The sequence below is a fragment of the Arthrobacter sp. R1-13 genome, assembly GCF_054161475.1.
Genome location: NZ_CP096420.1, coordinates 3408076 through 3434210, shown reverse-complemented (window position 1 = coordinate 3434210; position 26135 = coordinate 3408076). Strand labels below are relative to the sequence as shown.

Below are 26135 nucleotides of genomic sequence, written 5' to 3'. Positions count from 1 at the left end.
CAGCTTCCCTCATGGGACGCGCAGCATCCCTTCTGGCCAGAAATTGCTGCAACCGGCCAAGAACATGACGAAATATTTCCCTAGGTGACCTCCCGTTTCCCAACCTTTGTGACGCGTTTCCGGTCCCCTTTACAGTCGATGCATGACTGATACAGCTCTAGCCGGAGCGTCCGCGGATTCCGCTCCGAAGCGACCGGCCCGCACCTCCCGCCCGGCAGCGAAGCCGCACGGCCAGTGGAAGGTTGATGGCACCGAACCGCTGAACGCCAACGAAACCTGGAAACAGGAAGACGACGGCCTCAACGTCCGTGAGCGTATCGAGTCCATCTACTCCAAAGAGGGCTTCGACTCGATCCCCGGCCAAGACCTTCACGGCCGCTTCCGCTGGTGGGGCCTGTACACCCAGCGCAAGCCCGGGATCGACGGCGGCAAGACCGCCACTCTTGAGCCGCACGAGCTTGAGGACAAGTACTTCATGCTGCGCGTCAGGATCGACGGCGGCGCCCTCACCACTGAGCAGTTGCGCGTCATCGGCCAAATCTCCGTTGACTTTGCCCGCGATTCCGCCGACCTCACTGACCGACAGAACATCCAGCTGCACTGGATACGGGTGGAAGACATCCCCGAGATCTGGCGCCGCCTCGAAGGCATCGGCCTGTCCACCACCGAGGCCTGCGGCGACGTTCCGCGTGTCATCCTGGGATCACCCGTGGCAGGCATCGCCAAGGATGAGATCATCGACCCCACGCCGCTGATCGCCGAGCTGGGCGAACGCTTCATCGGCAACCCGCTGCTCTCCAACCTGCCACGCAAATACAAGACCGCCATCACGGGCCACCCGAGCCAGGACGTGGTCCACGAGATCAACGACTTCGCCCTCGTCGGCGTTCGCCACCCCGAGCTGGGCGTCGGTTACGACCTCTGGGCCGGCGGCGCACTCTCCACCAACCCGATGCTCGGCAAGCGTCTCGGTGCTTTCGTGAAGCCCGAGGAAGCTGCAGAGGTTTGGCTCGGCGTGACCAGCATCTTCCGCGACTACGGTTACCGGCGCATGCGCACCAAGGCCCGTCTGAAGTTCCTGATGGCTGACTGGGGTCCGGAGAAGTTCCGCCAGATCCTCGAGGACGAATACCTCGGCTACAAACTGGCTGACGGCCCCGCCGCACCCAAGCCCACCACTCCCGGCGACCACATCGGCGTGCACGAGCAGAAGGACGGCAAGTTCTTCATCGGAGCCACCCCGCTGGCCGGCCGGCTCTCCGGCAAGCAGCTGGTGAAGCTCGCGGACACCCTTGAGGCCAGAGGCTCCTACCGCCTCCGCACCACGCCGCACCAGAAGCTGGTGGTCCTCGATGTTCCCAAGGACCAGGTTGAGCCGCTGGTTGCCGAGCTGGACGCGCTGGGTCTTTCCGCCCGCCCCTCGGTGTTCCGCCGCGGCACCATCGCCTGCACAGGCATCGAGTACTGCAAGCTGGCCATCGTGGAAACGAAGGTCACCGCAGCTACCGCCGTCGCCGAGCTCGAGCGCCGCCTCGCGGACCTCGCAGCGTCCGGTGAATTGCCGCACGCCCTGTCCCTGCACATCAACGGCTGCCCCAACTCCTGCGCCCGCATCCAGACCGCGGACATAGGCCTCAAGGGCATGATGCTGCCAACGCCCGACGGCGACCCCACCCCCGGCTTCCAGGTCCACCTGGGCGGCGGACTGGCATCCACTGACCGCGACGAGGCAGGCCTGGGCCGCACCGTCCGCGGCCTCAAGGTCTACGTCGAGGATCTTCCTGACTATGTAGAGCGGGTGGTCCGCAGCTTTGTGGCCCAGCGCAATGAAAACCAGACTTTCGCCGAATGGGCTCATGCAGCTGATGAGGAGGCACTCCAGTGAGCGCGGCTCAGCCATCGCCTGTCAACGCCCCGGTCGTCAAGCGCGGTGTCGAGGAGCTCAAAGCCCTCGCAGAGTCCGGTGCTGCCGAGCTCGGTTGGGACGCTCCTGCCCGTGACGTGATTGCCTGGGTGGCGCGCAATTTCGAACTGCCCGCCGTCGCCGTCGCCTGCTCCATGGCCGACGCCGTCCTCCCGGCCCTCGTCGCCGACCAGATCCCCGGCGTCGACGTCCTGTTTTTGGAGACCGGCTACCACTTCCCGGAAACCTACGCCACGCGTGATGAGGTGGCTGCCAACCTCCGCGTCAACGTGGTGGACGTCCTCCCCGAGAACACTGTGGAACAGCAGGACCGGCTCCTGGGCAAGGACCTTTTCGCCCGTGACGCCGCCCAGTGCTGCGCCCTCCGGAAAGTTGCTCCGCTCAAGCGCACCCTTGCCGGCTATGAGCTGTGGTTCACCGGAGTACGCCGCGACGAAGCCCCTACCCGTACCAACACGCCCCTGGTTACCTGGGATGAGGCAAACGGCCTGGTCAAGGTCAACCCGGTTGCGGCATGGAGCTTCGACCAGCTGGTGCAGTACTCCGACGACAACCTCCTCCCCGTCAACCCGCTGCTTTCACAGGGCTACCCGTCCATTGGCTGCCAGCCCTGCACCCGGAAGGTGGCGCCGGGCGATGACCCCCGCGCCGGCCGCTGGGCAGGAACCGACAAGACAGAATGCGGACTACACGTATGAGCACCCAAATCACCAACGAGGACCTGGAGCTGTCTGTGCTGGAATCTGACACCACCGTCCCAGCCACACGCCTCTCCAGCCTGGACACGCTTGAGTCCGAGGCCATCCACATCATCCGCGAGGTTGTAGCCGAGTTCGAGAAGCCTGCGCTGCTCTTCTCCGGCGGCAAGGACTCCGTGGTGATGCTGCACCTGGCCACCAAGGCCTTCTGGCCGGGCAAGGTTCCGTTCCCCGTGCTGCACGTGGACACGGGTCACAACTTCCCCGAGGTCATCGACTTCCGTGACCGGACCGTGGAGCGGCTGGGCCTCAAGCTCGTCGTCGGCAGTGTGCAGGAGTTCATTGACCGCGGGGAGCTCGCCGAGCGTGCCGACGGTACCCGTAACCCGTTGCAGACCATTCCGTTGCTGGATGCCATCCAGTCCAACAAGTTCGACGCTGTCTTTGGCGGCGGCCGCCGTGACGAGGACAAGGCCCGCGCCAAGGAGCGCATCCTGAGCCTCCGCGACGAGTTCGGCCAGTGGGACCCGCGCAACCAGCGGCCCGAACTGTGGAACCTCTACAACGGCCGCCACACTGTTGGCCAGCACGTCCGGGCGTTCCCCATCAGCAACTGGACCGAGCTGGATGTGTGGCGCTACATCGAGCGCGAGAACATCGAGTTGCCCGGCCTGTACTACGCCCACGAACGCGAAGTCTTCGCCCGCGACGGCATGTGGCGCGCCGTGGGCGAGGTGTCGCAGCCCCTGGACACCGAGGAAGTCATCACTAAGACGGTCCGCTACCGGACGGTTGGCGACATGTCCTGCACCGGCGCTGTTGAGTCAGCTGCCGCTACCGTGCGCGACGTCGTCATCGAAGTTGCCGCCTCCACCATCACCGAACGTGGCGCCACACGCGCAGATGACCGCATCTCCGAGGCCGCCATGGAAGACCGCAAGAAGGATGGCTATTTCTAATGAGCACCGATATTGACACCGCCCGCGCGGCAGCCCTCCTGGATGAAGCCCCGCTGACGAACGCGACGCTGTTCCGCTTCGCCACCGCCGGATCGGTCGACGACGGCAAGTCCACCCTCGTTGGCCGCCTCCTTCACGATTCCAAGGCGATCCTGGCCGATCAGCTCGAGGCCGTAGCCCGCACCTCTGCTGACCGCGGCTTTGGCGGTTCCGGAGCCACCGGCACTCAAGCGATTGACCTGGCCCTCCTGACCGACGGCCTGCGTGCCGAACGGGAACAGGGCATCACCATCGACGTCGCCTACCGCTACTTCGCCACGGACCGCCGCAGTTTCATCCTCGCGGACTGCCCCGGCCACGTTCAGTACACCAAGAACACGGTGACCGGCGCGTCCACTGCGGACGCCGTCGTCGTACTCATTGACGCCCGCAAGGGTGTCCTCGAGCAGACCCGCCGGCACCTGTCCGTGCTGCAGCTGCTGCGTGTTCCGCACGTGATTGTTGCCGTGAACAAGATCGACCTCGTGGACTTCAGCGAAACTGTCTTCCGTGAGATCGAAGCAGATGTTCAGCAAGTGGGACGCGAACTCGGTCTCGGCAGTGACGGCATTGCCGATCTGCTGGTTATCCCGGTTTCGGCCCTCGACGGCGACAACGTCGTGGACCGCTCGGAGCGCACCCCCTGGTACGACGGACCGGCGCTGCTGGAAACGCTTGAGTCCCTGCCTGCCGCCGACGAGCTCGAAAGCCACCTGGAGAGCTTCCGGTTCCCCGTGCAGCTGGTCATCCGGCCCCAGGGCGCACTCGCTCCCGATGCGGTTGCCGGCGGCCTGGACGTGGAAAAGTACCGGGATTACCGCGCTTACGCCGGGCAGATCACCGAGGGTTCCGTGAAGCTCGGCGACAAGGTTACTGTCCTGACTCCGGGCCAGGGTCCGAGGACCACCACGGTGACAGGGATCGACTTCGCAGGCGCAGAGCTGACCGAAGCAGCTGCACCCCAGTCAGTCGCGATCCGCCTCGCCGATGAATTCGACGTCGCCCGTGGTGACACGATCGCGGCCGCCGGCACCATCCGGGAAAGCTCAGCGGATCTTTACGCCGCGCTGTGCTGGCTTTCGCCCAAGCCGCTCCGCGAAGGCGCCAAGGTACTGGTCAAGCACGGTACGCGCACAGTCCAGGCGCTGGTGCGCAACGTCACCGGCAAGCTCGATCTCGCCAACTTCCAGCTGGAGGCCACGTCCAACCTGGAACTGAACGACATCGGTCACGCCCAGCTCCGGCTCGCTGCCCCGCTGCCGCTGGAGAACTACCTGCACCACCGCCGCACCGGCGCATTCCTGGTGATTGATCCGATCGACGGCAACACCCTCGCGGCCGGGCTCGTGAACGACCACCCGGGCGACCACGAGGACGAGCGCTACTCCATCTAGTTCCGCTGTCCCCAGTTCCGTCGAAGTCACGGTTTCCGAAGTCAGGGTTTCCGAAGTCAGGGGTCCGGGCCGCCCACTACGGGTGCCCGGACCTTCGACTACCTATTTCCTGACGTCCCGCTACGGGTTCCCGGACAGTTCAGCTGTGGAGACACTTAGAGTGACCGAACATGACGCCACGTGAACTTGCATGACCCTGAGTTTCTGTTTCATTTAGCCCCGATTGTGACACTCCCTATGGTGAATTCATGACTAGCCCACAGCCCGGCATGAAGCGCATTGTTGCTGGCCAGAGTAACAAGCCCCAGCGCAGCCGCGCCGTGGAGATCGCGCTGGCCATTGGTCTGGTCCTGCTGATCGGAGCAGGTGCCGCGGTTTCCTCGGCGATGTCCAATGCCCAATCGGCGGCTCCGGCCCCGGCGTCGGACGCCCAGGAACTGAAACTCGGTTACTTCGGCAACATCACCCACGCTCCGGCCCTGGTTGGCGTCAGCGAGGGCATTATTGCCAAGGAATTGGGCAGCACCCGGCTCAGCACCGAGTCCTTCAACGCCGGCCCGGCAGCCATAGAAGCCCTCAATGCCGGAGCGATCGACGCAACCTACATCGGCCCCAACCCGGCTATCAACTCGTTCGTCAAGAGCCAGGGTGAGTCCGTCAGCATCATCGCCGGGGCTGCGGCGGGCGGAGCGCAGCTCGTTGTCAGGGAGGGCATTAACTCGCCTGCTGATCTGCGGGGCAAGACATTGGCGTCGCCTCAGCTTGGCGGAACCCAGGATGTCGCTTTGAGGTCCTGGCTGGCGAAACAAGGCTTCAAAACCAACACCGACGGCAGTGGCGACGTCGCCATCAACCCCACTGAGAACGGTCAGACCCTGAAGCTTTTCCAGGACGGAAAGCTCGACGGCGCGTGGTTGCCTGAGCCGTGGGCCTCGCGGCTGGTGCTCCAAGCCGGAGCCAAGGTACTGGTTGACGAGAAAGATCTCTGGGACGGCTCGTTGACTGGAAAACCTGGCGAGTTTCCCACCACCATCCTGATCGTGAACAAGCAGTTCGCGGCCAGCCACCCTCAAACGGTCAAAGCACTCCTGAGGGGGCATGCCCAGTCGGTAGCGTGGCTCAATGATGCTCCGGCCGCCGAGAAAGCGTCCGTGCTCAACGCCGCCTTGAAGGAAGACGCTGGAGCCGAGCTGAAGCCGGACGTCCTGGAGCGTTCTCTTCAAAACATTGTTTTCACCGTGGACCCGCTCGCAGGAACCTACAAGAAACTGCTCCAGGATGGTGTCGAGGCCGGCACCACCAAGCAGGCAGACCTCAACGGGATCTTCGACCTAACGGCCCTGAATGAAGTTACAGGCGAGAACATCGCAGCCGCCGGACTCGGCAAAGAATAGCTCGGCAAAGAATAGCTAGGCAAAGACTAGCTTTCACGTCGGCTCCACCATCATCAACTAGCAAAGGACGGGACCATGCCAGTCGTACTGGAAAACCTGGGTAAGCGCTTCGGCGACGGCGCCCCGGTACTGGACGACGTCAACGCCAGCATTGCTAAAGGGGAGTTCGTCGCCCTGCTGGGTGCCTCAGGCTGCGGCAAGTCAACCCTGCTGAACATCATGGCGGGACTGGAGCTGCCGACGTCGGGCGCTCTTGAAGTCCCCAGCGATGGCGCCGCATTCATGTTCCAGGACTCGGCACTGTTTCCGTGGTTGACAGCCAGGGAGAACGTTGAGCTTGCCCTGAAACTGCGGGGCGTGGGTAGGTCGGAACGGCGGGTTAAGGCCAACGAGCTTTTGGAGCTGGTGCACTTGGCGGAAGCCGGGGATAAGCGCCCGCACGAGCTCTCCGGCGGTATGCGCCAGCGTGTAGCCCTGGCCCGTTCCCTCGCCCAGGACCGCCAGCTGCTGCTGATGGACGAGCCCTTTGCAGCCCTGGACGCCATCACCCGCGACCTCCTTCATGACGAACTCGAGCGGATCTGGAAGGAAACCGGCCGGACCATCGTGTTCGTGACGCACAACGTGCGCGAAGCCGTCAGGCTTGGCCAGCGTGTGCTGCTCCTGTCCTCCAGGCCCGGCCGCGTGGTCCAGGAATGGAACGTCACCGAGGAACACCGAACTGACGCCGGGCTTGCCGGACAGCTGACCGGGGTCATCACGGCCCGGTTGCGAGAGGAGATCCGTCGCCATGCCAAGTAATCCCACTCCACTGCAGGACGTTTATACGGAGCCAAAGGAATCGCATAAAGTCCACGCTGCGCTCACGCGTTCCTCAACCGGCTCCGAGGACCTTCGTGAGCTCGGCAGCGGTTTGGATTCGCTGCAGTCGGACGCCGTACGCAAGGCCGGGATCGACTGGACGCGCATCCTGCTTCCGATAGCTGCAATCGCGGTTCTCATCGTCATCTGGCAGCTCTATGTGTCCATGGGCTTCAAGCGGCGCGACCTCGTTCCCGGACCCATGGATGTTGTGGCTCAGTTCGGAACCCTCTGGGGTGAGGGCAAGCTTCAGGAAGCGGTCTGGACTTCCCTTCAACGCGGACTCCTTGGCTTCCTCATCAGCGTGGCCATCGCAACCCCGGTCGGTTTGCTGCTTGCCCAGGTTGCTCCGCTGCGCCGTGCATTCGGCCCGCTGATTTCCGGGCTACAGGTTCTGCCGTCCGTCGCATGGGTGCCTGCAGCCATCATCTGGTTCGGGCTCACCGACGCCACGGTGTACTTCGTCATTTTCATGGGCGCCATCCCGTCCATCATCAACGGACTGATCTCGGGTGTGGACCAGATCCCGCCGCAATATAGAAGTGTCGGCACAGTCCTGGGTGCCTCCCGGCTCCAGATGGCTGTGCAGATCGTCCTTCCCGCGGCCCTCCCCGGCTACCTCAGTGGTCTCAAGCAGGGTTGGGCGTTCTCCTGGCGCTCCCTGATGGCAGCTGAGATCATCGCGGTCGGCGGAACCATTGGTTTCGGCCTCGGCTCCATGCTGAACCAGGGCCGCGACCTGTCCGACATGACAATCGTGATGTCCGCCATCCTCCTGATCCTCGCGATCGGCATCCTGATCGAACTGCTCGTCTTCGCACCGATTGAGAAGCGACTCCTGCGCAGCCGCGGCCTCCTCGCCGGCAGCACCCGCTAAGCAACCCGCTCCCGCCGCCCGCCCTGACGCGCAATCGGTCTGGGGACGCGCAAATGGCTTGGGGACACCCGAATACGGGGGTCCCCGAGCCATTTGCGCGTCCTGGGGTAGGAAACGTGTCCTGGGGTAGGAAACGTGTCCTGGGGTAGGAAAGGGAGGAAAGTTACGCAGCATTACCTTGCGTGAACTGGTGTTTCCGCGGCGTTGGCCCCCAATGTGACGCGGCCCTACCGTTGATTCATGGCTATCCAGGACATCTATCCCACAGCGCTGCGCCTCCTCGGCCGCCCCGTGCTGGTGGTGGGCGGCGGTCCCGTCGCTGCCCGCCGCGCCAAGGGACTCCTCGACGCCGGAGCCCGGGTCACCGTCGTCGCTCCTGTTGCGTCAGCCGCTCTCCTGGAACTCGCCGACGCCGGACTCCTCACCTGGGAGCAGCGGCCTTACCAGCCTTCCGACGTCGACGCTGTCTGGTTCGTCCAGACCGCCACCGGCGACTCCGCCGTCGATGCCCAGGTCTCCGCCGATGCCGAAGCGCAGCGCATCTGGTGCGTCAACGCCTCCGACCATGAGGCTTCAGCTGCCTGGACCCCCGCAGTCGCCGTTGTAGACAACGTCCATATCGCCGTGAACGCCGGGGGAGACCCGCGCCGAGCCATGGCATTGCGCGATGCTGTTGCCACCGCTTTGGAGACGGGCGACCTTCCCCTGCGCCGTCGTCGTGCTTCCACCGATGCCGGTTCCGTGGCCCTGGTGGGCGGCGGACCAGGCGACTCCGGCCTCGTTACGGTGCGTGGACGGCGGCTCCTTGGCCAGGCCGACGTCGTGGTTGCCGACCGCCTTGGTCCCCGCGAACTCCTCAAAGAATTGGCCCCCGACGTCCGCGTCATCGAGGTCGGCAAAACCCCTGGCCACCATCCTGTTCCGCAGTCGGAGATCAACCGGATCCTTGTCGACGAGGCGCTGCAGGGCCACCGCGTGGTCCGGCTCAAGGGCGGCGACCCGTACGTTCTGGGCCGCGGCGGCGAGGAAGCAGAGTTCTGCCGGCAGCATGGCGTCGAGGTTGAAGTGGTCTCCGGTGTCACATCCGCCATCTCCGTACCAGCGGCCGCCGGCATTCCGGTGACGCACCGTGGCCTGGCGAAGGGCTTCAGCGTGGTCACCGGCCATGAGGAGCTTGCCGAGGTCCCGGCCCGTGCCGACCACACTGTGATCTTGCTCATGGGAGTGGGGCAGTTGCGTGCCTCTGCCGCCTCTCTGGCCCAGGCCGGGCTGCCTGAAGATACTCCCGTTGGTATTGTTGAAAACGGCTATTTGCCTAACCAGCGCGTGACGATCGGCACCCTGGCGTCCATAGCGGACCAGGCAGAAGCCACCGGCGTCGCTAACCCCGCGGTAATCGTGATCGGTGACGTTGTTCGCGTCAGTCCGTTCGCGCCGTCGCACTTCAAAACTTCCGACTACAGCACCATCACTCCGAACCGCCCCCGCACAACCCTGAGCTCCGCCCGCGTTCTCACCACCTGATGCAGAAGAAAAGGAACACAGCCGTGTCAACCAGCACCACCGTAGGATCTGCTGCCCGCCCGCTGCGCGTCGCCGTCGTTGGCTCCGGCCCTGCCGGCGTTTACGCTGCGGACATCCTCACCAAGAGCGAAGCCGTCAAGAGCGGCGAGCTGACGGTCAGCATCGATCTCTTCGACCGCTACCCGGCCCCTTACGGGCTGATCCGTTACGGCGTTGCCCCCGATCACCCCCGCATCAAGGGCATCGTGAACGCCCTGCACAAGGTGCTGGACCGCGGCGACATCCGCTTCTTCGGCAACGTGGACTACGGCACAGACCTTTCCATCGAGGACCTCCGCACTCACTACGACGCCATCATTTTCGCCACCGGTGCCATCAAGGACGCGGACCTGAACATCCCCGGCGTCGAGCTTGAAGGTTCTTACGGCGGTGCTGACTTCGTCTCCTGGTACGACGGCCACCCCGATGTGCCCCGCGAATGGCCGCTGGATGCCAAGGAAATCGCCGTGATCGGCAACGGCAACGTCGCCCTCGACGTCGCCCGCATGCTGTCCAAGCACGCGGATGATCTGCTGGTATCCGAGATTCCGGAGAACGTCTACGCCGGGCTGAAGGCTTCCCCCGTGACGGATGTCCACGTGTTCGGCCGCCGTGGCCCTGCCCAGGTGAAGTTCACCCCGCTGGAACTGCGCGAACTGTCCCACTCCAAGGACGTCGACATCATCCTGTACCCGGAAGACTTCGAGTTCGACGAAGAGTCCGACCGCCAGGTCCAGACCAACAACCAGACCAAGACCATGGTGGGCACCCTCACCAACTGGATCGCCGAGCAGCCTGAGGACCCTTCCGAGTTCAAGGCTTCCCGCCGCCTGCACCTGCACTTCCTGCACAGCCCGGTGGAGATCTACGATGACCCCGCAAACCCCGGCCACGTCGCGGGCATGAAGTTTGAGCGGACCGAGCTGGACGGAACCGGCAACGCCCGGGGCACCGGCGAGTTCATCGACTACCCGGTCCAGGCCGTGTACCGCGCAATCGGCTACTTCGGTTCCGCCCTGCCTGAGGTTGAGTTCGACCACAAGAGGGGTGTTGTTCCGAACGACGGCGGCCGCGTGCTGGACGGTTCCGGCTCCCACGTCCCCGGCATCTACGCCACGGGTTGGATCAAGCGCGGTCCTGTCGGCCTGATCGGCCACACCAAGGGCGATGCCCTCGAAACCGTGACCTACCTCCTCGAAGACCGCGAAAACCTTCCGGTCGCTGCAGCGCCCGCGCCGGACGCCGTCGTCGAACTGCTTGAAAACCGCGGCGTCAAGTACACCAGCTGGGAAGGCTGGCTGGCCTTGGACGCCCACGAACTGGCTCTCGGCGCCGAGGCTACTGCTGCCGGCGGGTCGCACGGTGTTGAGGTCAAGCGTGAGCGCATCAAGGTTGTGCCGCGCGAGGACATGGTGGACATCTCCCGGGACGGCGTTGCCGCCAGCGTTTAGTCCGCTACTTCGGCGCAGCGCGAGCCGGCAGGTAATGACCGCAAAACTCAGGTTTGAGGTCTTTACCTGCCGGTTCGCACTGCTTTTTAAGCGCCAGTTGGCAGCCCAGCCTCAGATGGCCGGACCCTTCGCACCCGCGCCGCCGGAGGCCATCAGCTCCAGCCGCTTGAGCGTCTCCTTGTTGCGGACGGTGATGAGGGGGTCGAGGATGAATTTCGGGATGGCACTGCCGGGGCCCTTGATGGCGTCTTCGGCCATGGTGACCTTGCAGCCGGTGCGCTGTTCCTCAATGGTGATCACCACTTTTGCCTCACCGAGCGGCCAACCCCTGGCGATGAGTTCGATGGACTTGCCCGGGTTTGAGGCAGTGACATGGGTTTTGTCGTTGATCAGGAGTGGCCAGGCTCCTACTGAATGATGGAGAACCGCGCCCTCGGCAGGCCAGAGTGCGTCGACGTCGCGAATCCTCGACGCCCCCACCACCCAACCGGAGTAGAGCCAGCCGTCCGCAATGACGTTCCAAACGTCGTTTGCCGAGGCGAGGAAGGTTTTGCTGACGGTAACCATGTGGGTGCTCCTGCTCAGGGATTGGTGGGTGGGCGGACCAGAGGCGTGGAGGGCTCGACGGCGGGACGAGCGGTCCTTCGGGTGGCGATAGTGCGGTTCGCGATTGCTTGGCTTACGGGCAGTGCCGTACGCCGGGGCCCGCAGCCGTCTGGTCCAGGCGTAGGTCCCGGCGCTTTTCAGCGGATTAAGGACCGGATCGAAGCGGAGGCCGGTATCTTCGGCGGCAGCGGCAGGGCGCAGGGTGAGGGTCCCGAAGCGGATCCAGGGTCCCGACGGCCGGGCGTAATGCATCGCCAGCACCCAGTCAGCTGCCAAGGGCTCTGTTCCCGACGATGCTGTTCCCGACGCAGCTGCACCGGGGGACTCCGTGGTGAGGCCAAGCAGGACAGGACCGCGGGTTCCTTTGTAAGGCATCAGCGTGGTGAAGGTGGCCTTGCCCGGGTCCCGTCGCGGCAGGAGGGCGAACCGGGCAGGCCAAGACCAGCCGGTGGTCGCAAAAAGAACATCTTCCGGACCGCCGTCGTCCTTGAGTCGCAGTGCCAGCCCCAGAATGTCAGGCAGGGGAGCGGGCAGTCCTATCGAGCGGGAATAGCGGGCAGTCACAACATGCCTGCCGGGCAAGTCGACCCACGGTACGCCGCTGGATTGGCCGTGTAAGAGGCTCTCGTTGTTGCCGAAACCTGCCTTGGTGAGCTCGCCGGTGAGCAGGGTTCCTTTGGGGTGGATAGGCCGTTCCGGCCGGACAACCTTCAGGGCCTTGAAAATCAAGGAGAAGGCGGCCCCCGCAAGACCCGCAATACCAGCCGCACTGCTGATTCCGATTGCCATAGCTACATCCTGCCGAAGCGGGATCTGACGAGGGCAAAGACTCCGTAGCAGATGAAGCCCGCGCCGATGGCAGTAAGGAGAACCGGCCCCCACGGATGGTCGCGTAACGCCTTCAAGCTTCCATCAAGTCCGGTCGACTCGGCAGCGTTGTTCTTCACAGCAGCAACGATAAACAGCAGTCCTACCAGCTTCAAGGCAACCCCTTTGGCAACATGCCCGGCGACGCCAAGTCCGCTGATTGCCCTGCCCCGCCGTGTCCCCTCGAAGTGATGCAGCTCGTCCTTGAACCGCTTGGCAAATCCTTTGAACACGAAGTAGATGCCGATGCCGATGATAGTCAGGCCCACGATCACCAGCACTGGAGCGCCGAGGGGACGGCTTAGCAAGGAGGTACTGAAGGCCCGGGTTGACTCGCCGGAGTCGCTCCGCGCACCCACAGCAAAGCTCGCGAAGGTATAGCCCACGCTGCCGTACACCACGCTCAGCGCCCCTGACGAGATCAGCTTGCCCAGGCGCTCGCGGCGGCGCTCACGACGTACCCGCAGCGTCGCTTCGCTTAGTTGCCATAATGCGAGACCCGCGCATCCTGCTGCGCATGACCACATCACAAACGGGCCCCAGGGATTAGCGGCGAGCTGTTCAATAGCACCTGTAGGTTCCGGCTCGCCGGGCTGACCGAACGCGACGGCTATGGCAATGGCGCCCACCACCACATGAAGGAGCGCCATCACCGCAAATCCCCAACGGGCGACGACGTCGAGCGCCTTGGCGTTGGAGGCAGCCTCCGCGGCGCTCGCCGCTTCGCTGAGTGCCGAATCCATGTCCGTCATGTCTGAATCCGATGTCCTTCCTACCCGTTCATGGGTCCCTCGGCGTGAATCTTCTCTGAACCTGGCCCCACGAGCTTGACGGTGCAGCGGACCACGAGGCTGTCCGGTGCCGTGTGGATATCCACGAGGGTTTCCCCAGGAGCGAGGACTGTGTACGTTTCCGTACCCGGCTCCACGCTGACATTTTTGGAAGCAGCAGCCTGCTGTGCGTTCTCAAGCGCTTCATGGCGAAGAGTGTCAACGTACTGCTCGTCATTCTCCCGCGAGGCATCCCCAAAGGCCCAACCGAAGAGTGTTCCACTCATTCCAGTTCCTGCCGATTCCCTAGCCCCGAGCATTCGCTTCAACATTCCCTTCCATTCCAGTTCAAGGGGTATCAGTTCTATAGTAAGTGTGCTTACCATATTAGATCACGACTATCATCCGGATCTTGTCTGAACATCTCGCGGTGAAGGTCCGGGAAGTCCTGAAGCCTAAGCCCAATCCAGGAAACGCAAACACGTTAGGAAGAGACAATGGCAGGAAATCTTATTGCCCGTTCCATCCACGATCTGACAGCAGGGGCTTGGTTCGGCGGTTCGCTGATGGGTGCCATAGGACTCAACGGGGCAGCGGCTGAGGCCAAGGATCCAACGGAACGCACACGGCTCTCCAGCCTCGGATGGAAGAGGTGGGCGCCGGTACAGACAGCCGCCTTCACAGCACACATCGTTGCCGGCCTCGCAGTGATCTGGGAGAACAAGGAGCGCATGGCCAAGCAGGAGGGCGTCACCCGTCTGAGCATCTACAAAACAGCCGTGACGCTGGTGGGGGCGGCCGTCACTCTCTATGCGGGCATGCTTGGAGGCAAAGTCGAGAAGCTTGCCGCAGAGGGAGCCGAAGGCGCCACCGAGCCCGATCCTGCGGCTTCAGATGAGCTCAAGTCAGCGCAAAAGCAGCTCAAGTTGCTGCAGTGGGCCATTCCTGTCTTTGCCGGATCGGTGATAATCATGGGCGCCAAGCACGGTGAGATGCAGCGTCCGAAGAACGTCTTGGCAGGCCTCAGGCGCTCCTGATCCACCTGAAATAAAACCAACACCTGCAATAAAACCAACACCTGCAATAAAACCAACCAATGCAGCCAGCCCGGCGAGTTACACGGGCTGGCTGTTGGCTGGGGGCAGGTCGGGGTTCATATCCTCGAGTTTCGGGTCCTCGGCTGTCCAGACCTGGATGATGGCCCATACAACGGCCGCGAGCGGAACGGACAGCACGGCACCGATGATGCCCGCCAAAATGGTCCCCGCCGTCAGTGCCATCAGGATGACCAAGGCGTGCAGCTGAAGCGATTTCCCCATAACAACGGGCTGCAGAAGGTCACCCTCGAGCTGGTTCACGGCGATAACGACTGCCACCACGATCAGCGCGACCACGGGACCGTTGGCCACCAGTGCCACCAGTGCCGCGAGGATACCGGCAACGGTCGCTCCCACCAGGGGGATGAATGCGGTGATGAATACGATGATGGCCAAGGGTATGGCGAGGGGGACCTGCAGAATCAGCAGGGCCGCGCCGATTGCCAGGGTATCCACGAGGGCCACGATGGCCGTGCCGCGCACGTAACCGCCCAGGACCTCCAGCGTCCGCTTGCCTGCCCGGCGCAGTTTCTGTTCCCGCTGCCCCTTGAAGGGCCGCAGGAAGAACTCCCAGATCTTCGCGCCGTCCTTGAGGAAAAAGAAGAGGATGACCACCATGAGGATGGCGCCGGCCAGGAACTCCGTCACCACGGACAGCCCGGTAATGGCTCCGGACCGCGCCTGGCTGCTGGTGGCAAAATCCACCAGACCTGTCCGTGCCTGTTCCAGCTGCTCCCTGTCCAGCGGGAACGGGCCCGTCAAGAGGAAATTTTCCAGTTCCTCCAGCCCTGACGCCGCTTGGGACACAAGCTCTCCCCATTGGTTGCGGACCGACATGACGATGATGCTCGTGACCCCGGCCAGGACAGTAAGCAGCAGAACAAAGGCGATGGCCGTTGCGGCGCCGCCGGGCAAACCACGTCGCCGCAGCAGGTTCACGAACGGGCCGATCGCAGCGGCCAGGATGAGCGCGATCAGCACCGGAATCACTAACAGCCGGATCTGCATCAGGGCAAAGATGGAGATGCTGACCACCGCCAGGATGAGCAGAATCTGGGCAGAGCGGACGGCCACGCGCCCCAAGCTGTCTGACCAAAGGGAGCGTGGGGTTTTGGGGGTTGTCGCGGCGCTAAGGGTTGGTGCCGCGTGGGTCGTGGATTCCTGTGCCGAGGGTTCCACTGCTCGAGCCATGACGTTCTCCCAGTTGTTGGTGGGCAAAGCTGAATTCAGGATTCATGGAAAAGATAACCCTGAAACAGTAAGCCTTCTGACATTTTGGGGGAAGTTCAGCGGGGTTACTCCGGCAGCCACTCCCGCAGCCACTCCGCGCAGGAGTTCAGATTGCGTTGAACGCTTTCGACGGCGGCAGTTTCGTCGTGTGCTTCGATGGCGTCCAGGAGTTCGCCGTGACCCGCAACCGGAAGTCCCTCGAAGCCGGGGCGGCGTTGCTGCCGCACAAGATCGCTGTGGAAGATGCCGCCGAAACTGGTGTAGAGCTCATGAAGCAGCGGATTCCCTGATGCCTGGGCAACTGCCTCGTGAAACTCCCAGTCCGCCCGCGCCCAAGTTGCATAGTCCCCTGCAGTCCAGGCGTTCTGCCGTGCGGCCAGGAGGGTCCGCATCGCGATGATGTCGGCCTCAGTGGCGTTGCGGGCGGCAAGCCGTGCCGCCTGCGTATCCAACCCCACCCGAACCTCGAGGATGTGCTCCTCAGTGTGGTCCTTATACATCCGCCGCGCAGCTCCCGAAAGTTCGCTCGTGGCCCTGACGTAAGTTCCGTCCCCCCGCCGAACCTCCAGCATTCCACTGTGCGCCAACGCTTTAATGGCCTCACGCAGGGTACCCCGGGAGACGCCAAGTCCAGCCATCAGCTCCGGTTCAGCAGGGATCCGCTCCTGCAGGGGCCATTCCCCGGACTGGATCATCTGCCGCAGCTTAGCGGTAACTTCTTCGGCAAGTGCCGGACGGGAGGAGGCAGTGAGGCTCATGGCTTGGCCACCGGGATCTTCTTCTCCGTCCGTTCGCTGGTGAGCTGATGTGCCACCACCACCTGCACAATCGCGACGGCGAGCAAGAGTGCCAGGGGCAGGCTCCAGCTTCCGGTTGCGCTGTGCAGCAGGCCCATCCCAAATGGTCCTGCCGTTGCAAGCAGGTACCCCACCGACTGCGCCAATGTGGAGATCGCCGTGGTTTCCGCCGTCGTGCGCCCGCTGCGGCTGATCATCACCATGACCAGCGGGAAAATTCCGAGCCCGAAGCCCAGTACTGCTGCCGGTACGGCGGCAAGGGAAGGGGGCAGCAGGAGCAGCGCAGCTATTCCCAGGACCATGGCCGCGGTCGCGAGGTAAAAAGCGGGCCGCAGCATCCGCGGACGCGAGCCGATGGCAATGAGTACCATCCCTGAGGGAACCGAGACGAGCTGCATCAGCCCGAACAGCAGTCCGCTGTCCGCCGCGGAGAGGCCGACGGTGGTGAGCATGTATGGGAACCAACTCAAGATGGCGTAGGCCAGCAATGCCTGTAACGTGAAAATGGCCGTGATCAGCCGGCCCTTGCGGGTCCGCAGCATCTGCCAGGGCGAGAAGTGCAGTGGCGTCGCCGCCTTTGTCATCCGGTGTGCACGGAGGGCAACCGGGAGGAAACCGAGGAAGGCTGCGGCGGAGAGCAGGCCGATGGCCCCTACCCCCAGGGATGGTGAGCCGAGCTGATGGGCCAAAGGGACGATGAGTACGGAGGAGAGGGTGGCTCCGGTGGTCATGGTGACGGTGTAAAGGCCGGTCATGAGCGATGTCCGGTGCGCATAGTGCTCGCGGATGAAGGATGGCATCGCCACGTTGCAGACGGCCAGGCCGGACATTGCTGCCACCGTTCCCGCCAGCAGCATTCCGGTCGAGGGGATGCCCCGCAGCAGGAGTCCGGCCGTCAGCATTCCCAACGCCAGCAGAACAGATTTCTCGACGCCCAATCGGCGGCTCAGCCACGATGTTGCGGCCCCTGCGACGGCGAAGCAAAGCGTGGGGATCGACGGAATCACTGAGGCAACGAAGGGTCCGTAACCCAGGACCTGCTGTAGATCATGGAACAAGGCCGAAGCCCCGGTGATGCCCGCTCGCAGGTTCAGCCCGATCAGCACGACGGCGACCACGCCCAGAATCAGCACCGAGCGCGGCTGTGAGGGAACGCCCTCGTCCTCTTTGTTGGGTGCAACCACCGGAAGGGATGCCGTCGTCGTACTAGCCATTATCAAAGGTTAGACGTTAGACGTTTGCATCCGGAACTTAAGTGGCGCAGATCGCTCCATGAAGCACAGGTCGCTCCATGAATGATCTGCGTAAACGGAGTTAGAAGCTGGTCACCAGATCGCCAAGCACTGCTTCCAGTCGGTTAGGATCACTCGCGTCGTAGAAATGAGCTCCGCTGGCCTTGGCGATTGCCCGCAGGGAAGTGGTGTCGGCGTCGGCGCCGTAGGCGAGGGTGAAGACCAGCACCGGCGCGGTGTGGTGCTGGTCATGGAGCTGCTCTGTCAGGGTGGCGAGGGTTCCCGCGTGGGGAGTGTCGTTCTTGCCATCGCTTAGGAGCACGATGGTGTTGATCGAAGAGCTGTCGTAGGCCTCTGCCTGTTGGGCGGCAAACATCCCCACAGCTTCGAAGAGGGGCGTGTAGGCGACTGGTTGCAGCGCGTTCAGTTCCGCCAGCAGATCAGCCTTGTTTATTTTGAGGGGGGCCACCGGACTCACCAGCCCGGGAGACAGTTCGCCGCCCTCCAGGTGAGAAAACGCAGCCATGCCCACTTGGTCTTCCCCGGTGAAATGCTCCATCGCCTTGGTGACGGCATCCTTTGCGCCCTGCAGGCGGGACACCCCTGGAGCGATTTCCTGGCGCATGGAGCCGGAAACGTCGAGCAGGAAAAGGGCCCGTGCCCTCTTACGCACGTCCGGAAAGCTCTTTTGAACCGCCGTCAGCACTTCATCCGACGGCAGCGGGATCTCATCAAGTGAGGATGCGTAACGTCCCGTAGTCGCCACAACATCCTCCACCTTGTCCTGGATGTTCCGGTACCCGGTGGTCTTGACCACGTTCTGGCCCTGCTCGGTGCCGGCATATGCAATGAAGCTTTCTGCGGCGAGACGCTGCTGCGCACTGATCCAGTTTCCGTCGAGGACCACGGCCGGGCTATCCGCCACCAGGACGCCTTCGCTCGGGTAGATGGCCAGCAGGGGTTCTTTTGGTGCCAGTCCTGTCTGTTTGGTCACGCCGTCGTTGCTGGAAATGCCCCTGTTGTAGTCCCAAACAGACTTCTCATCAACGATCACTGCCGACAGGAATTCCGAGACCTTGCCGGCGTCATCTGCCTGACGGGCATGCCACAGGAAATGCTCAGGAGTTGCCATGTAGTGGCTCGTACTGAGCTCACCTGCCTTGACCTTTTTAATGACTGCAGCCTCTTTCAGCCTGGACCCGTCCAGCGCCGCCAGATTGTTTCCAGCCACACCGTAGGAGGCCACTAATCCCATCAGGCCGGAGGTCGAAACGGTGGGGCTGGCCTTGCCGAACTTGAACTTCCCCCACTCGGGGTGATTCAGGCGCTCCCAGACGTCCGGGTCTCCTGCGGCTTTGAAGACGTCGGCCCAACTGGGAGCCTTGGCGTCCCATCCGATCGCCTTGGCCATGGAGGCCGGCATGGCTACGACGATCCCGCTCCGCGCAACGCTGGTCCCGCTGGTTTCGAGCCCCTTCCCCGCGTCTCCCGCCTTGTCCTTGGCTACGCGCAGCCAAGCGGTGGAATCGGGCAGCCAAACGGTGGGGCGGTCGGCTGCGGGAGTGGTTGCGAACTGGCTCGCCCTCTTCGCTGCTGCCACTCCGGACTTCTCCTGGGTGACGTTCACGGTCACGCACAGTCCGTCCACGCTCCGGGGTTTGGCCATGTATTCCGACGCGAGGGACCGCACCATGTCGGCGTTTTCCAACGACGCGAGCACGTTCACCGAAATGCAGGGCGCCTTGCCCGAGGCGGCAGGGGGTTGATCAGCCGGCAGGACTGCTTTCACGGTTGGTGTGGGGGTGCCGCCCATGGCGGCGCCTCCCCGGGAGGATGCTGATCCGCCCGGTCCCAGGAGCGTCGGCAACAACAGTGCCCCGCCGATCAGGCCCAGCACGGCGGCAGCCGTTATGGCAACGGTCAACAGCCAACGCGGGTAGCTGGGTCTGGTGGCGGCACGTCGTCGGCCCATGCTCGTCGTATCCTTTGATGTCCGCGGGGTCGGGTCCCGGGCTGCATCTCTGAAAATCAGCCGGGGCGGCTGGGGTCGCCACATTGCGCCTAGCCCCCGCCCTGGTGCCGGAACACCTGGATACGCCACTAGAGAATATCCCAAACCCGTCAGCAGCGCGTGGCTTGAGTCACAATCCAAAGCAAGGCCGCAATATGCACCTCGTGCAAGGGCGGGCTAATGGCTCGCGGCCGAGACAAATCCAACGATGACCGCGGTCCACCAGCAGAGTTGCGATGCCGAGAACCGCAAAAGCAACTGTTGCCGGAACCAAGGGGTGAACGCCAGGAAGGGTGCATCCCTGCCTATGGCTCTCAGCCGTTCCTTGAAAGGAACCAGCCAAATGCCGTTCAATATCAGCCCAAGGACGGCTGCGAACTTTGCCAGCGTTGGGAGGGCGTCCAGACTGGGCTCAAGGAAGATGCCGGACACCATCAGAGCCAACAACCCGCCCCAGATGAACGGCGTTACGAAGCTCTCCATTCGCAGGGCGGCCTGGACTGGGCGTACCCCGGCCATCCACAGGAAGCCCCTGATATCCACTGCCAGAACACCGCTGAACGAGACCACCATGGCGGCGAGATGGACCATGAGGGCTGTCTTGTGGACTTCGGGTTCCGGGCTGACAATGGCGCCCAGCGTTATACATACGATCCAGATGCCCACGGCCATCACGGAGACGGTTGGCAGGGGCCCGGTTTGACGCCGTCCGGCCGCAATTAAGGTGCTCGTGGACCAGGTTTCCGGCAAGGTTTCTCCCTCGGGTGTCACCTCCGCGTTGCCGGGACGGATTCCTGCTCGATGGAAGCCGCGGTCGATGCCGGCTAAAGCATACAACCGGGTTTCTAGAACCAGGAATGACTCCAAAAGGGCTACCGTCCTGCGTGCCGCGCCCCAAGGCGGGAGACTGCCAGGGCGAGCCACAGTTGCACGCGGTCCGCCGTAACCGAGGGATCGTAACCGGTCATTTCGGTGATTTGCGCCAAGCGGTACCGGACAGTGTTGCGGTGCAGTGTCAGGGCTTCGGCGACGGCGGCCACGGAACCATTGTTGCTGAGGTAACTCTCCAGGGTGGTCATCAGCTCGGCACCATGATTGGCATCGAACGTCCGGAGCGGATTGAGGGACTCGTTGGCCATGTCCGCGAGGGGTACGTCTTCGCTGGCCAGCAGCAGCGACGTCAGACTGAGCCGTTCCGGTTCGTTCACGGGCAGGCCTCGGCTGGCGGCGTCGCGGGCCTCGAAGTAGCTCCAGCGGAGCCCGTTGGGTTTGGTATACGCTCCGCCGATTCCTATTGTGGCGTGTATACCCGCTTCCGCCAGGTGGTCGCTAAGGCGCCTGGCGAGCGCCCCGGAACCGGTGCCGTCGTCGGGGATGACAGTAATAAGGTCCTTGCCGACGACGGCGGTCACCCCCTGCTCCAGTTCAGGCGGAAGGGAAGAGCTGATGAGTTGTTTCTGGTGCGCGGCGGACTCGGCCAACAACACCACGTTCTTGCGGGTGCTGTTGACCCCTATACCGGCCAGCCGCCGCGAGGCTTCACTAGGTTCCAGGGTTCCGTGGATAACGTCCTCAAGGACCTGCCCCGACAAGGCGCGCTGGGACTGGCGCTGCTTCATCATGTTGTTCAGCTCCACGCTGATGAGGTTTTGGGCGTAATTAACTATCCCTGAATCCTCGAAGGGCCTTTTCACCCAAAGCGTGCAGGCATCCCGGCGGCCCGTCGGAATGGGGTAGGACGCCCACCCGTCCGCCGTGGGGGGCGGGCTTCCGGCAACGCTGTTGTAAAGCTGCGCGGTGAACTGGGTCAGGATGATCTCAGTACGCAGCATGGAACCGAGGTGCCTCAGAAGCTCCGCAAGCCCGCCGCCGGTGAGCAGTGCGCGGGCCAGGATCTGATGGCCCGCGATGAGCCGCTCTAGTTTGGCGTAGTGGTCGGCCGACTGCGCATCGGCCACGAGTTTGCCGATGGCGATGAACGGTGTCTCATAGGGCACTTCGACGACCGGAAGTCCCCAGCGGTTGGCTTCTGCAACGAGTGCCGACGGGACCTCCTCATGCGTCAGCCCCGTTCCGAAGCCGATCCCCACAGCCCCGGCGCGTTGTACCTGGCGGACGAACCTGCGCTGATCGGGAGCCGTGCGCAGGCGCATGCCGGTCGTGAGCACCAGTTCTCCGCCGTTGAGGAACCGCTGTGGATCCTCTTGTTCAGTGACAGCAACCCAGTGGATGTCCTGATGCCAGGTGGTCTCGGCCAAACCGGATTTGCGGAGTTTCAAAGCCTGCACCCCCAGCAGGGCAGCGAGTGAGATTGCCATGCGTAAAGGATAGCCCTGTGCTGTGTCATCGCACTAAAGGAATCAGTCAACGGTGTGCAGGTGGCTATTCCCAGCCATGAGGGCAAGGCATAGGCTCGTTGCAGCCGCATCGGAGGCATGCTTTTATGCTCCGCATCACAAAAAGGCTCTTTGCCTGAGTCAGTACGAAAGAGGTTGCACACCGTGGTTCAAACCTTGCAGAACTTCATCAATGGCGAGTTCGTCACGCCGTCCGGCACCGAGTCGCTGGACATCGTGAATCCCACCAACGGTGACGTCGTGGCGAAATCTCCGGTTTCCGGCCAGGCTGACGTTGACGCTGCCATGACTGCCGCCGCCGAGGCGTTCAAGAGCTGGAAGTACACCACACCCGGCCAGCGCCAGCTGATGCTGCTCAAACTTGCTGACGCCATCGAAGCCAACAGCGACGAAATAGTCGAGGCCCAGCACCGCAACACCGGACAGGTCCGCTCCCTGATCGCCTCGGAAGAAGTTGCAGCCGGAGCAGACCAGATGCGGTTCTTTGCCGGTGCCGCACGCATTCTCGAGGGCAAGTCCGCCGGTGAGTACTTCGAAGGCCACACCTCCTTTGTCCGCCGCGAGCCCATCGGCGTGGTGGCTCAGGTAGCTCCCTGGAACTACCCGTTCCTCATGGCCATCTGGAAGATCGGTCCCGCGCTCGCCGCCGGCAACACTGTTGTGTTGAAACCGTCGGACACCACGCCGGAATCCACGCTGGTCCTTGCCAGGCTTGCAGCGGACATCCTCCCCGCGGGCGTGCTCAACGTGCTCCTTGGCACCGGTCAGACCGGCTCGATGATGGTGGAGCACAAGGTTCCGGGTCTCGTGTCCATCACCGGTTCAGTCAGAGCGGGGATCGCCGTGGCTTCCGGAGCTGCAAAGGGCCTCAAGCGAGCCCACCTGGAGCTGGGCGGCAAGGCACCTGCCATCGTTTTCAAGGACGCTGATATCAAGAAGAGCGCCGCAGCCATCGCTGAATTCGCCTTCTTCAACGCGGGCCAGGACTGCACGGCGATCACCCGCGTGCTGGTGGAGGACTCAGTGCACGACGACGTCGTGGCCGCCATGGTGGACCACACCAAGACCCTGCACACGGGCTCCCAGAACGATGAAGAAAACTACTTCGGTCCGCTAAACAACGTCAACCACTTCAAGGCGGTCAGCGCCGTGGTTGAATCCCTCCCGGAAAACTGCCGGATCGAAATCGGTGGCAAACGGGCGGGGGACAAGGGTTTCTTCTTTGAGCCCACCATCATCACCGGAGCCAAGCAGACGGACAGCGTGGTGCAGCAGGAAACGTTCGGCCCCATCATCACTGTCCAGAAGTTCAGCAGCGAGGAAGAAGCGGTCGACCTCGCCAACGACGTCGAATACGCCCTAGCCTCAAGCGTCTGGACCAGCGACCACGGTACTGCCATGCGGGTCAGCCGGGACCTCGACTTCGGTGCCGTCTGGATCAACACGCACATCCTGCTCACCGCGGAAATGCCGCACGGAGGCTTCAAGCAGTCCGGTTACGGCAAGGACCTGTCCATGTACGGCGTCGAGGACTACACCCGCATCAAGCACGTGATGTCTGCACTTGATGCGTGACTCAGCCGCCTAGTCCCCACATGGCCCCAGCACCGTCCCCAAAGCAATTAAGAAAGGCTTTCTCCATGACCGCCACAGCAAGTGAAATCACCTACCGTCTGGAGCAGAAGCGCCGCGTCCAGGCAGACTTCCCCGGCCCCAAGTCCTTGGCACTGACTGAACGCCGAAAGGCAGTAGTTGCTGCCGGCGTCGCCTCCGCCGTCCCTGTTTACGTAGCCGACGCCGACGGCGGCATCATCCACGACGTCGACGGAAACTCATTCATAGATCTTGGCTCAGGCATCGCAGTGACCAGCGTCGGAGCTTCCGATCCCGCCGTCGTCGGTGCTGTGAAGGAAGCCGTTGAGCACTTCACCCACACGTGCTTTATGGTCACCCCGTACGAGGGCTACGTTGCCGTCGCCGAGCAGCTCAACAGGCTCACCCCCGGCGACCACGAGAAGCGCACCGTCCTGTTCAACTCCGGTGCCGAAGCAGTGGAAAACGCCGTGAAGGTGGCCCGGCTGGCAACCGGCCGGGACGCAGTCGTCGCCTTTGACCACGCCTACCACGGCCGCACCAACCTGACCATGGCATTGACCGCGAAGGCGATGCCGTACAAAACCAACTTCGGCCCGTTCGCGCCCGAGGTCTACCGCATGCCCATGAGCTACCCCTTCCGCGAGGAGAACCCCTCGATCACGGGCGCCGAGGCCGCCAAGCGCGCCATCACCATGATCGAGAAGCAGATCGGCGGGGATCAGGTTGCTGCCATCATCATCGAGCCGATCCAGGGCGAAGGCGGCTTCATCGTTCCGGCCGACGGCTTCCTGCCCGCACTCTCGGCGTGGGCCAAGGACAAGGGCATTGTGTTCATCGCCGACGAGGTCCAGTCCGGCTTCTGCCGCACGGGTGAATGGTTCGCGGTCAACCACGAGGGCGTTGTCCCGGACATCATCACCATGGCCAAGGGCATTGCGGGCGGGATGCCGCTCTCGGCCATCACCGGCCGTGCAGACCTGCTCGACGCCGTCCACCCGGGCGGTCTGGGCGGCACCTACGGTGGCAACCCGGTAGCGTGCGCCGCTGCACTCGCGTCGATTGGCTCCATGGAGGAGTACGACCTCAACGCCCGGGCCAAGCACATCGAAGAGCTGGCCACGGGCAAACTGCGCGAACTTGCTGAAGAAGTCTCGGTCATCGGCGACGTCCGTGGCCGGGGCGCCATGCTGGCCATCGAGCTGGTGCAGGCCGGATCCAAGGAACCGAACCCGGAGCTGACCAAGGCCGTGGCTGCAGCGTGCCTCAAGGAAGGCGTCATCATCCTCACCTGTGGAACCTACGGAAACGTGATCCGCTTGCTGCCGCCCCTGGTTATCACCGACGAGCTGCTGCTGGATGGCCTGTCCGTGCTGGCATCGGCGATCAAGGCCCACGCGTAAAGGTTTTCTAAGCGTGCGCCAGCTTCCGCGCAACTGAGTTCTTCCGGGCGTGAATCAGCATGTCCACCGTGAGTACCAGGAGCGCAAGCCAGACGACGCCGAAGCCGATCCACCGTCCGGTTGTCATGGCCTCCTGGAACACCACGAGGGCTATGACGAACTGGAGAACCGGAGCGAAGTACTGCAGCAGGCCGATGGTGGTCATGGGCAGCCGCCGGGCGGAGGCGCCGAAGAACACCAAGGGAACCGCTGTGATGATGCCGGAGGACAGCAGCAGCCAGAAGTGGGTAGCCCCGTTGTTGGTAAGAGTGGCGGTGTTGGTGAAGGCAAGGAAAACCATAGTGGCTGCCGCGAGCGGTGCCAGCACAATGGTCTCCACGGTGAGGCTGGTGATGGCATCCGCCCTGGGACCCACGCGCTTTTTCACGAAGCCGTACAAGCCGAAACTGACGGCCAGCGTGAGGGCGATCCAGGGCAGCTTGCCGTAGGAGATTGTCAGGACCACCACCGCCACAAAACCGATTCCGACGGCGGCCCACTGCAGGGGGCGCAGCGTTTCCTTCAGCACGAACACCCCCAGCAGGACCGAGACGATGGGATTGATAAAGTAGCCAAGCGATGCCTCCACCGCCTGGCCTGTGGTTACACCAAAGGTGTACGTCAGCCAGTTCACGGCGATGAGGCCTGCGGCTATGCCAAGGGTTCCAAAAACTGACCGGTCCTTGAAGGCGCTTATGAGCACAGGCCAGGAACGTGTGACAGTAATCAGCAGTGCGCAAAAGATGAGGGACCACACCACACGGTTGGCCACAATCTCCACAGCTCCGGCCGGTTGCAGCACGAAGAAGTAGATGGGAAGCAGTCCCCAGAGGCCGTAGGCGCCAATGCCGAACAGAATCCCCGCCGTCGTGTCCTTATCTACGGCCTTCAGGCCGGGCTTTTGTCCTGCTGGCGAGGCTGAGGGGGCTCCTGAGTGGGATTCCATCGAAGATCCAGATTCCATTGAGGGGCC

The 26135-nt window shown here is 63.3% G+C and carries 22 protein-coding genes; 12 read left to right on the top strand and 10 right to left on the bottom strand.

Going from position 1 to position 26135, the window contains the following annotated elements:
• Positions 1–142 precede the first annotated feature (142 nt).
• The 9 genes from M1D88_RS15895 to M1D88_RS15855 all read left to right on the top strand — a co-directional run bounded on the left by M1D88_RS15895 (position 143) and on the right by M1D88_RS15855 (position 11160).
• The gene (locus tag M1D88_RS15895) at positions 143–1885 is read left to right on the top strand and encodes a nitrite/sulfite reductase (RefSeq protein WP_458111713.1); all 1743 of its coding nucleotides are present in this window, start codon (positions 143–145) and stop codon (positions 1883–1885) included.
• The gene (locus tag M1D88_RS15890) at positions 1882–2622 is read left to right on the top strand and encodes a phosphoadenylyl-sulfate reductase (RefSeq protein WP_458111712.1); all 741 of its coding nucleotides are present in this window, start codon (positions 1882–1884) and stop codon (positions 2620–2622) included. Before M1D88_RS15895 ends, M1D88_RS15890 begins: the two co-directional genes overlap by 4 nt.
• Positions 2619–3581 carry a sulfate adenylyltransferase subunit CysD gene (gene cysD, locus M1D88_RS15885; RefSeq protein WP_458111711.1) on the top strand — a complete coding sequence of 321 codons (963 nt, stop codon included), beginning with the start codon at positions 2619–2621 and terminating at the stop codon, positions 3579–3581. The genes M1D88_RS15890 and cysD overlap by 4 nt, the downstream gene beginning before the upstream one ends.
• Positions 3581–5014, top strand: coding sequence for a sulfate adenylyltransferase subunit 1 (locus tag M1D88_RS15880; protein WP_458111710.1), 1434 nt, complete (start codon positions 3581–3583; stop codon positions 5012–5014). The genes cysD and M1D88_RS15880 overlap by 1 nt, the downstream gene beginning before the upstream one ends.
• Positions 5015–5262: 248 nt before the next feature.
• The gene (locus tag M1D88_RS15875) at positions 5263–6408 is read left to right on the top strand and encodes an ABC transporter substrate-binding protein (protein ID WP_458111709.1); all 1146 of its coding nucleotides are present in this window, start codon (positions 5263–5265) and stop codon (positions 6406–6408) included.
• Between the two features lie 75 nt (positions 6409–6483).
• Positions 6484–7209 carry an ABC transporter ATP-binding protein gene (locus tag M1D88_RS15870; protein WP_309107875.1) on the top strand — a complete coding sequence of 242 codons (726 nt, stop codon included), beginning with the start codon at positions 6484–6486 and terminating at the stop codon, positions 7207–7209.
• Positions 7199–8146: an ABC transporter permease gene (locus tag M1D88_RS15865; RefSeq protein WP_458111708.1), complete on the top strand. Its 948-nt coding sequence runs from the start codon at positions 7199–7201 to the stop codon at positions 8144–8146. Before M1D88_RS15870 ends, M1D88_RS15865 begins: the two co-directional genes overlap by 11 nt.
• 240 nt (positions 8147–8386) lie before the next feature.
• A complete protein-coding gene (cobA, locus tag M1D88_RS15860; RefSeq protein ID WP_458111707.1) occupies positions 8387–9670 on the top strand; it encodes a uroporphyrinogen-III C-methyltransferase in 1284 nt (427 codons plus the stop codon).
• Positions 9671–9693: 23 nt separating this feature from the next.
• Positions 9694–11160, top strand: a complete 1467-nt coding sequence (locus tag M1D88_RS15855; protein WP_458111706.1) for an FAD-dependent oxidoreductase — start codon at positions 9694–9696, stop codon at positions 11158–11160.
• 111 nt (positions 11161–11271) lie between these two features.
• Here M1D88_RS15855 and M1D88_RS15850 read toward each other — a convergent pair whose 3' ends face one another.
• The 3 genes from M1D88_RS15850 to M1D88_RS15840 are packed head-to-tail and all read right to left on the bottom strand — an operon-like array spanning position 11272 to position 13690.
• On the bottom strand, positions 11272–12555 hold the full coding sequence (locus M1D88_RS15850) for an SRPBCC family protein (protein ID WP_458111705.1): 1284 nt from the start codon (positions 12553–12555) through the stop codon (positions 11272–11274).
• 2 nt (positions 12556–12557) lie between these two features.
• On the bottom strand, positions 12558–13385 hold the full coding sequence (locus tag M1D88_RS15845) for a DUF1206 domain-containing protein (RefSeq protein ID WP_458111704.1): 828 nt from the start codon (positions 13383–13385) through the stop codon (positions 12558–12560).
• A 20-nt stretch (positions 13386–13405) separates the two neighbouring features.
• On the bottom strand, positions 13406–13690 hold the full coding sequence (locus M1D88_RS15840) for a hypothetical protein (RefSeq protein ID WP_458111703.1): 285 nt from the start codon (positions 13688–13690) through the stop codon (positions 13406–13408).
• A gap of 210 nt (positions 13691–13900) precedes the next feature.
• Here M1D88_RS15840 and M1D88_RS15835 point away from each other — a divergent pair, with 210 nt between their 5' ends.
• Entirely contained in the window at positions 13901–14440 is a 540-nt protein-coding gene (locus tag M1D88_RS15835; protein ID WP_458111702.1) for a hypothetical protein, read from the top strand.
• 78 nt (positions 14441–14518) lie between these two features.
• Here M1D88_RS15835 and M1D88_RS15830 read toward each other — a convergent pair whose 3' ends face one another.
• From M1D88_RS15830 to M1D88_RS15805, 6 genes are all read right to left on the bottom strand, one after another.
• Complete coding sequence (locus tag M1D88_RS15830; RefSeq protein WP_458111701.1) at positions 14519–15691, bottom strand: AI-2E family transporter; 1173 nt, start codon at positions 15689–15691, stop codon at positions 14519–14521.
• A gap of 104 nt (positions 15692–15795) precedes the next feature.
• Positions 15796–16488, bottom strand: coding sequence for a FadR/GntR family transcriptional regulator (locus M1D88_RS15825; RefSeq protein WP_458111700.1), 693 nt, complete (start codon positions 16486–16488; stop codon positions 15796–15798).
• The gene (locus M1D88_RS15820) at positions 16485–17741 is read right to left on the bottom strand and encodes an MFS transporter (protein WP_458111699.1); all 1257 of its coding nucleotides are present in this window, start codon (positions 17739–17741) and stop codon (positions 16485–16487) included. The genes M1D88_RS15825 and M1D88_RS15820 overlap by 4 nt, the downstream gene beginning before the upstream one ends.
• Positions 17742–17841: 100 nt before the next feature.
• A complete protein-coding gene (locus tag M1D88_RS15815; protein ID WP_458111698.1) occupies positions 17842–19731 on the bottom strand; it encodes a substrate-binding domain-containing protein in 1890 nt (629 codons plus the stop codon).
• Between the two features lie 216 nt (positions 19732–19947).
• Entirely contained in the window at positions 19948–20607 is a 660-nt protein-coding gene (locus M1D88_RS15810; RefSeq protein ID WP_458111697.1) for a hypothetical protein, read from the bottom strand.
• 35 nt (positions 20608–20642) lie between these two features.
• A complete protein-coding gene (locus M1D88_RS15805; protein WP_458111696.1) occupies positions 20643–22088 on the bottom strand; it encodes a PucR family transcriptional regulator in 1446 nt (481 codons plus the stop codon).
• Positions 22089–22271: 183 nt separating this feature from the next.
• Here M1D88_RS15805 and M1D88_RS15800 point away from each other — a divergent pair, with 183 nt between their 5' ends.
• Together M1D88_RS15800 and gabT are read left to right on the top strand one after the other, a co-directional pair.
• On the top strand, positions 22272–23702 hold the full coding sequence (locus tag M1D88_RS15800) for a gamma-aminobutyraldehyde dehydrogenase (RefSeq protein ID WP_458111695.1): 1431 nt from the start codon (positions 22272–22274) through the stop codon (positions 23700–23702).
• A gap of 65 nt (positions 23703–23767) precedes the next feature.
• Positions 23768–25123, top strand: coding sequence for a 4-aminobutyrate--2-oxoglutarate transaminase (gene gabT, locus M1D88_RS15795; RefSeq protein ID WP_458111694.1), 1356 nt, complete (start codon positions 23768–23770; stop codon positions 25121–25123).
• 7 nt (positions 25124–25130) lie between these two features.
• Here the strand turns inward: gabT and rarD are convergent, their stop codons facing one another.
• Entirely contained in the window at positions 25131–26108 is a 978-nt protein-coding gene (rarD, locus tag M1D88_RS15790; protein WP_458111693.1) for an EamA family transporter RarD, read from the bottom strand.
• Positions 26109–26135: the final 27 nt, after the last annotated feature.

Coding starts and splice junctions, on each gene's coding strand:
- M1D88_RS15895 (WP_458111713.1), top strand. CDS start 143: ATGACTGATACAGCTCTAGCCGGAGCGTCCGCGGATTCCGCTCCGAAG.
- cysD (WP_458111711.1), top strand. CDS start 2,619: ATGAGCACCCAAATCACCAACGAGGACCTGGAGCTGTCTGTGCTGGAA.
- M1D88_RS15880 (WP_458111710.1), top strand. CDS start 3,581: ATGAGCACCGATATTGACACCGCCCGCGCGGCAGCCCTCCTGGATGAA.
- M1D88_RS15875 (WP_458111709.1), top strand. CDS start 5,263: ATGACTAGCCCACAGCCCGGCATGAAGCGCATTGTTGCTGGCCAGAGT.
- M1D88_RS15870 (WP_309107875.1), top strand. CDS start 6,484: ATGCCAGTCGTACTGGAAAACCTGGGTAAGCGCTTCGGCGACGGCGCC.
- M1D88_RS15865 (WP_458111708.1), top strand. CDS start 7,199: ATGCCAAGTAATCCCACTCCACTGCAGGACGTTTATACGGAGCCAAAG.
- cobA (WP_458111707.1), top strand. CDS start 8,387: ATGGCTATCCAGGACATCTATCCCACAGCGCTGCGCCTCCTCGGCCGC.
- M1D88_RS15850 (WP_458111705.1), bottom strand. CDS start 12,555: ATGGCAATCGGAATCAGCAGTGCGGCTGGTATTGCGGGTCTTGCGGGG.
- M1D88_RS15845 (WP_458111704.1), bottom strand. CDS start 13,385: ATGACGGACATGGATTCGGCACTCAGCGAAGCGGCGAGCGCCGCGGAG.
- M1D88_RS15840 (WP_458111703.1), bottom strand. CDS start 13,690: ATGAGTGGAACACTCTTCGGTTGGGCCTTTGGGGATGCCTCGCGGGAG.
- M1D88_RS15835 (WP_458111702.1), top strand. CDS start 13,901: ATGGCAGGAAATCTTATTGCCCGTTCCATCCACGATCTGACAGCAGGG.
- M1D88_RS15830 (WP_458111701.1), bottom strand. CDS start 15,691: ATGGCTCGAGCAGTGGAACCCTCGGCACAGGAATCCACGACCCACGCG.
- M1D88_RS15825 (WP_458111700.1), bottom strand. CDS start 16,488: ATGAGCCTCACTGCCTCCTCCCGTCCGGCACTTGCCGAAGAAGTTACC.
- M1D88_RS15820 (WP_458111699.1), bottom strand. CDS start 17,741: ATGGCTAGTACGACGACGGCATCCCTTCCGGTGGTTGCACCCAACAAA.
- M1D88_RS15815 (WP_458111698.1), bottom strand. CDS start 19,731: ATGGGCCGACGACGTGCCGCCACCAGACCCAGCTACCCGCGTTGGCTG.
- M1D88_RS15805 (WP_458111696.1), bottom strand. CDS start 22,088: ATGGCAATCTCACTCGCTGCCCTGCTGGGGGTGCAGGCTTTGAAACTC.
- gabT (WP_458111694.1), top strand. CDS start 23,768: ATGACCGCCACAGCAAGTGAAATCACCTACCGTCTGGAGCAGAAGCGC.
- rarD (WP_458111693.1), bottom strand. CDS start 26,108: ATGGAATCCCACTCAGGAGCCCCCTCAGCCTCGCCAGCAGGACAAAAG.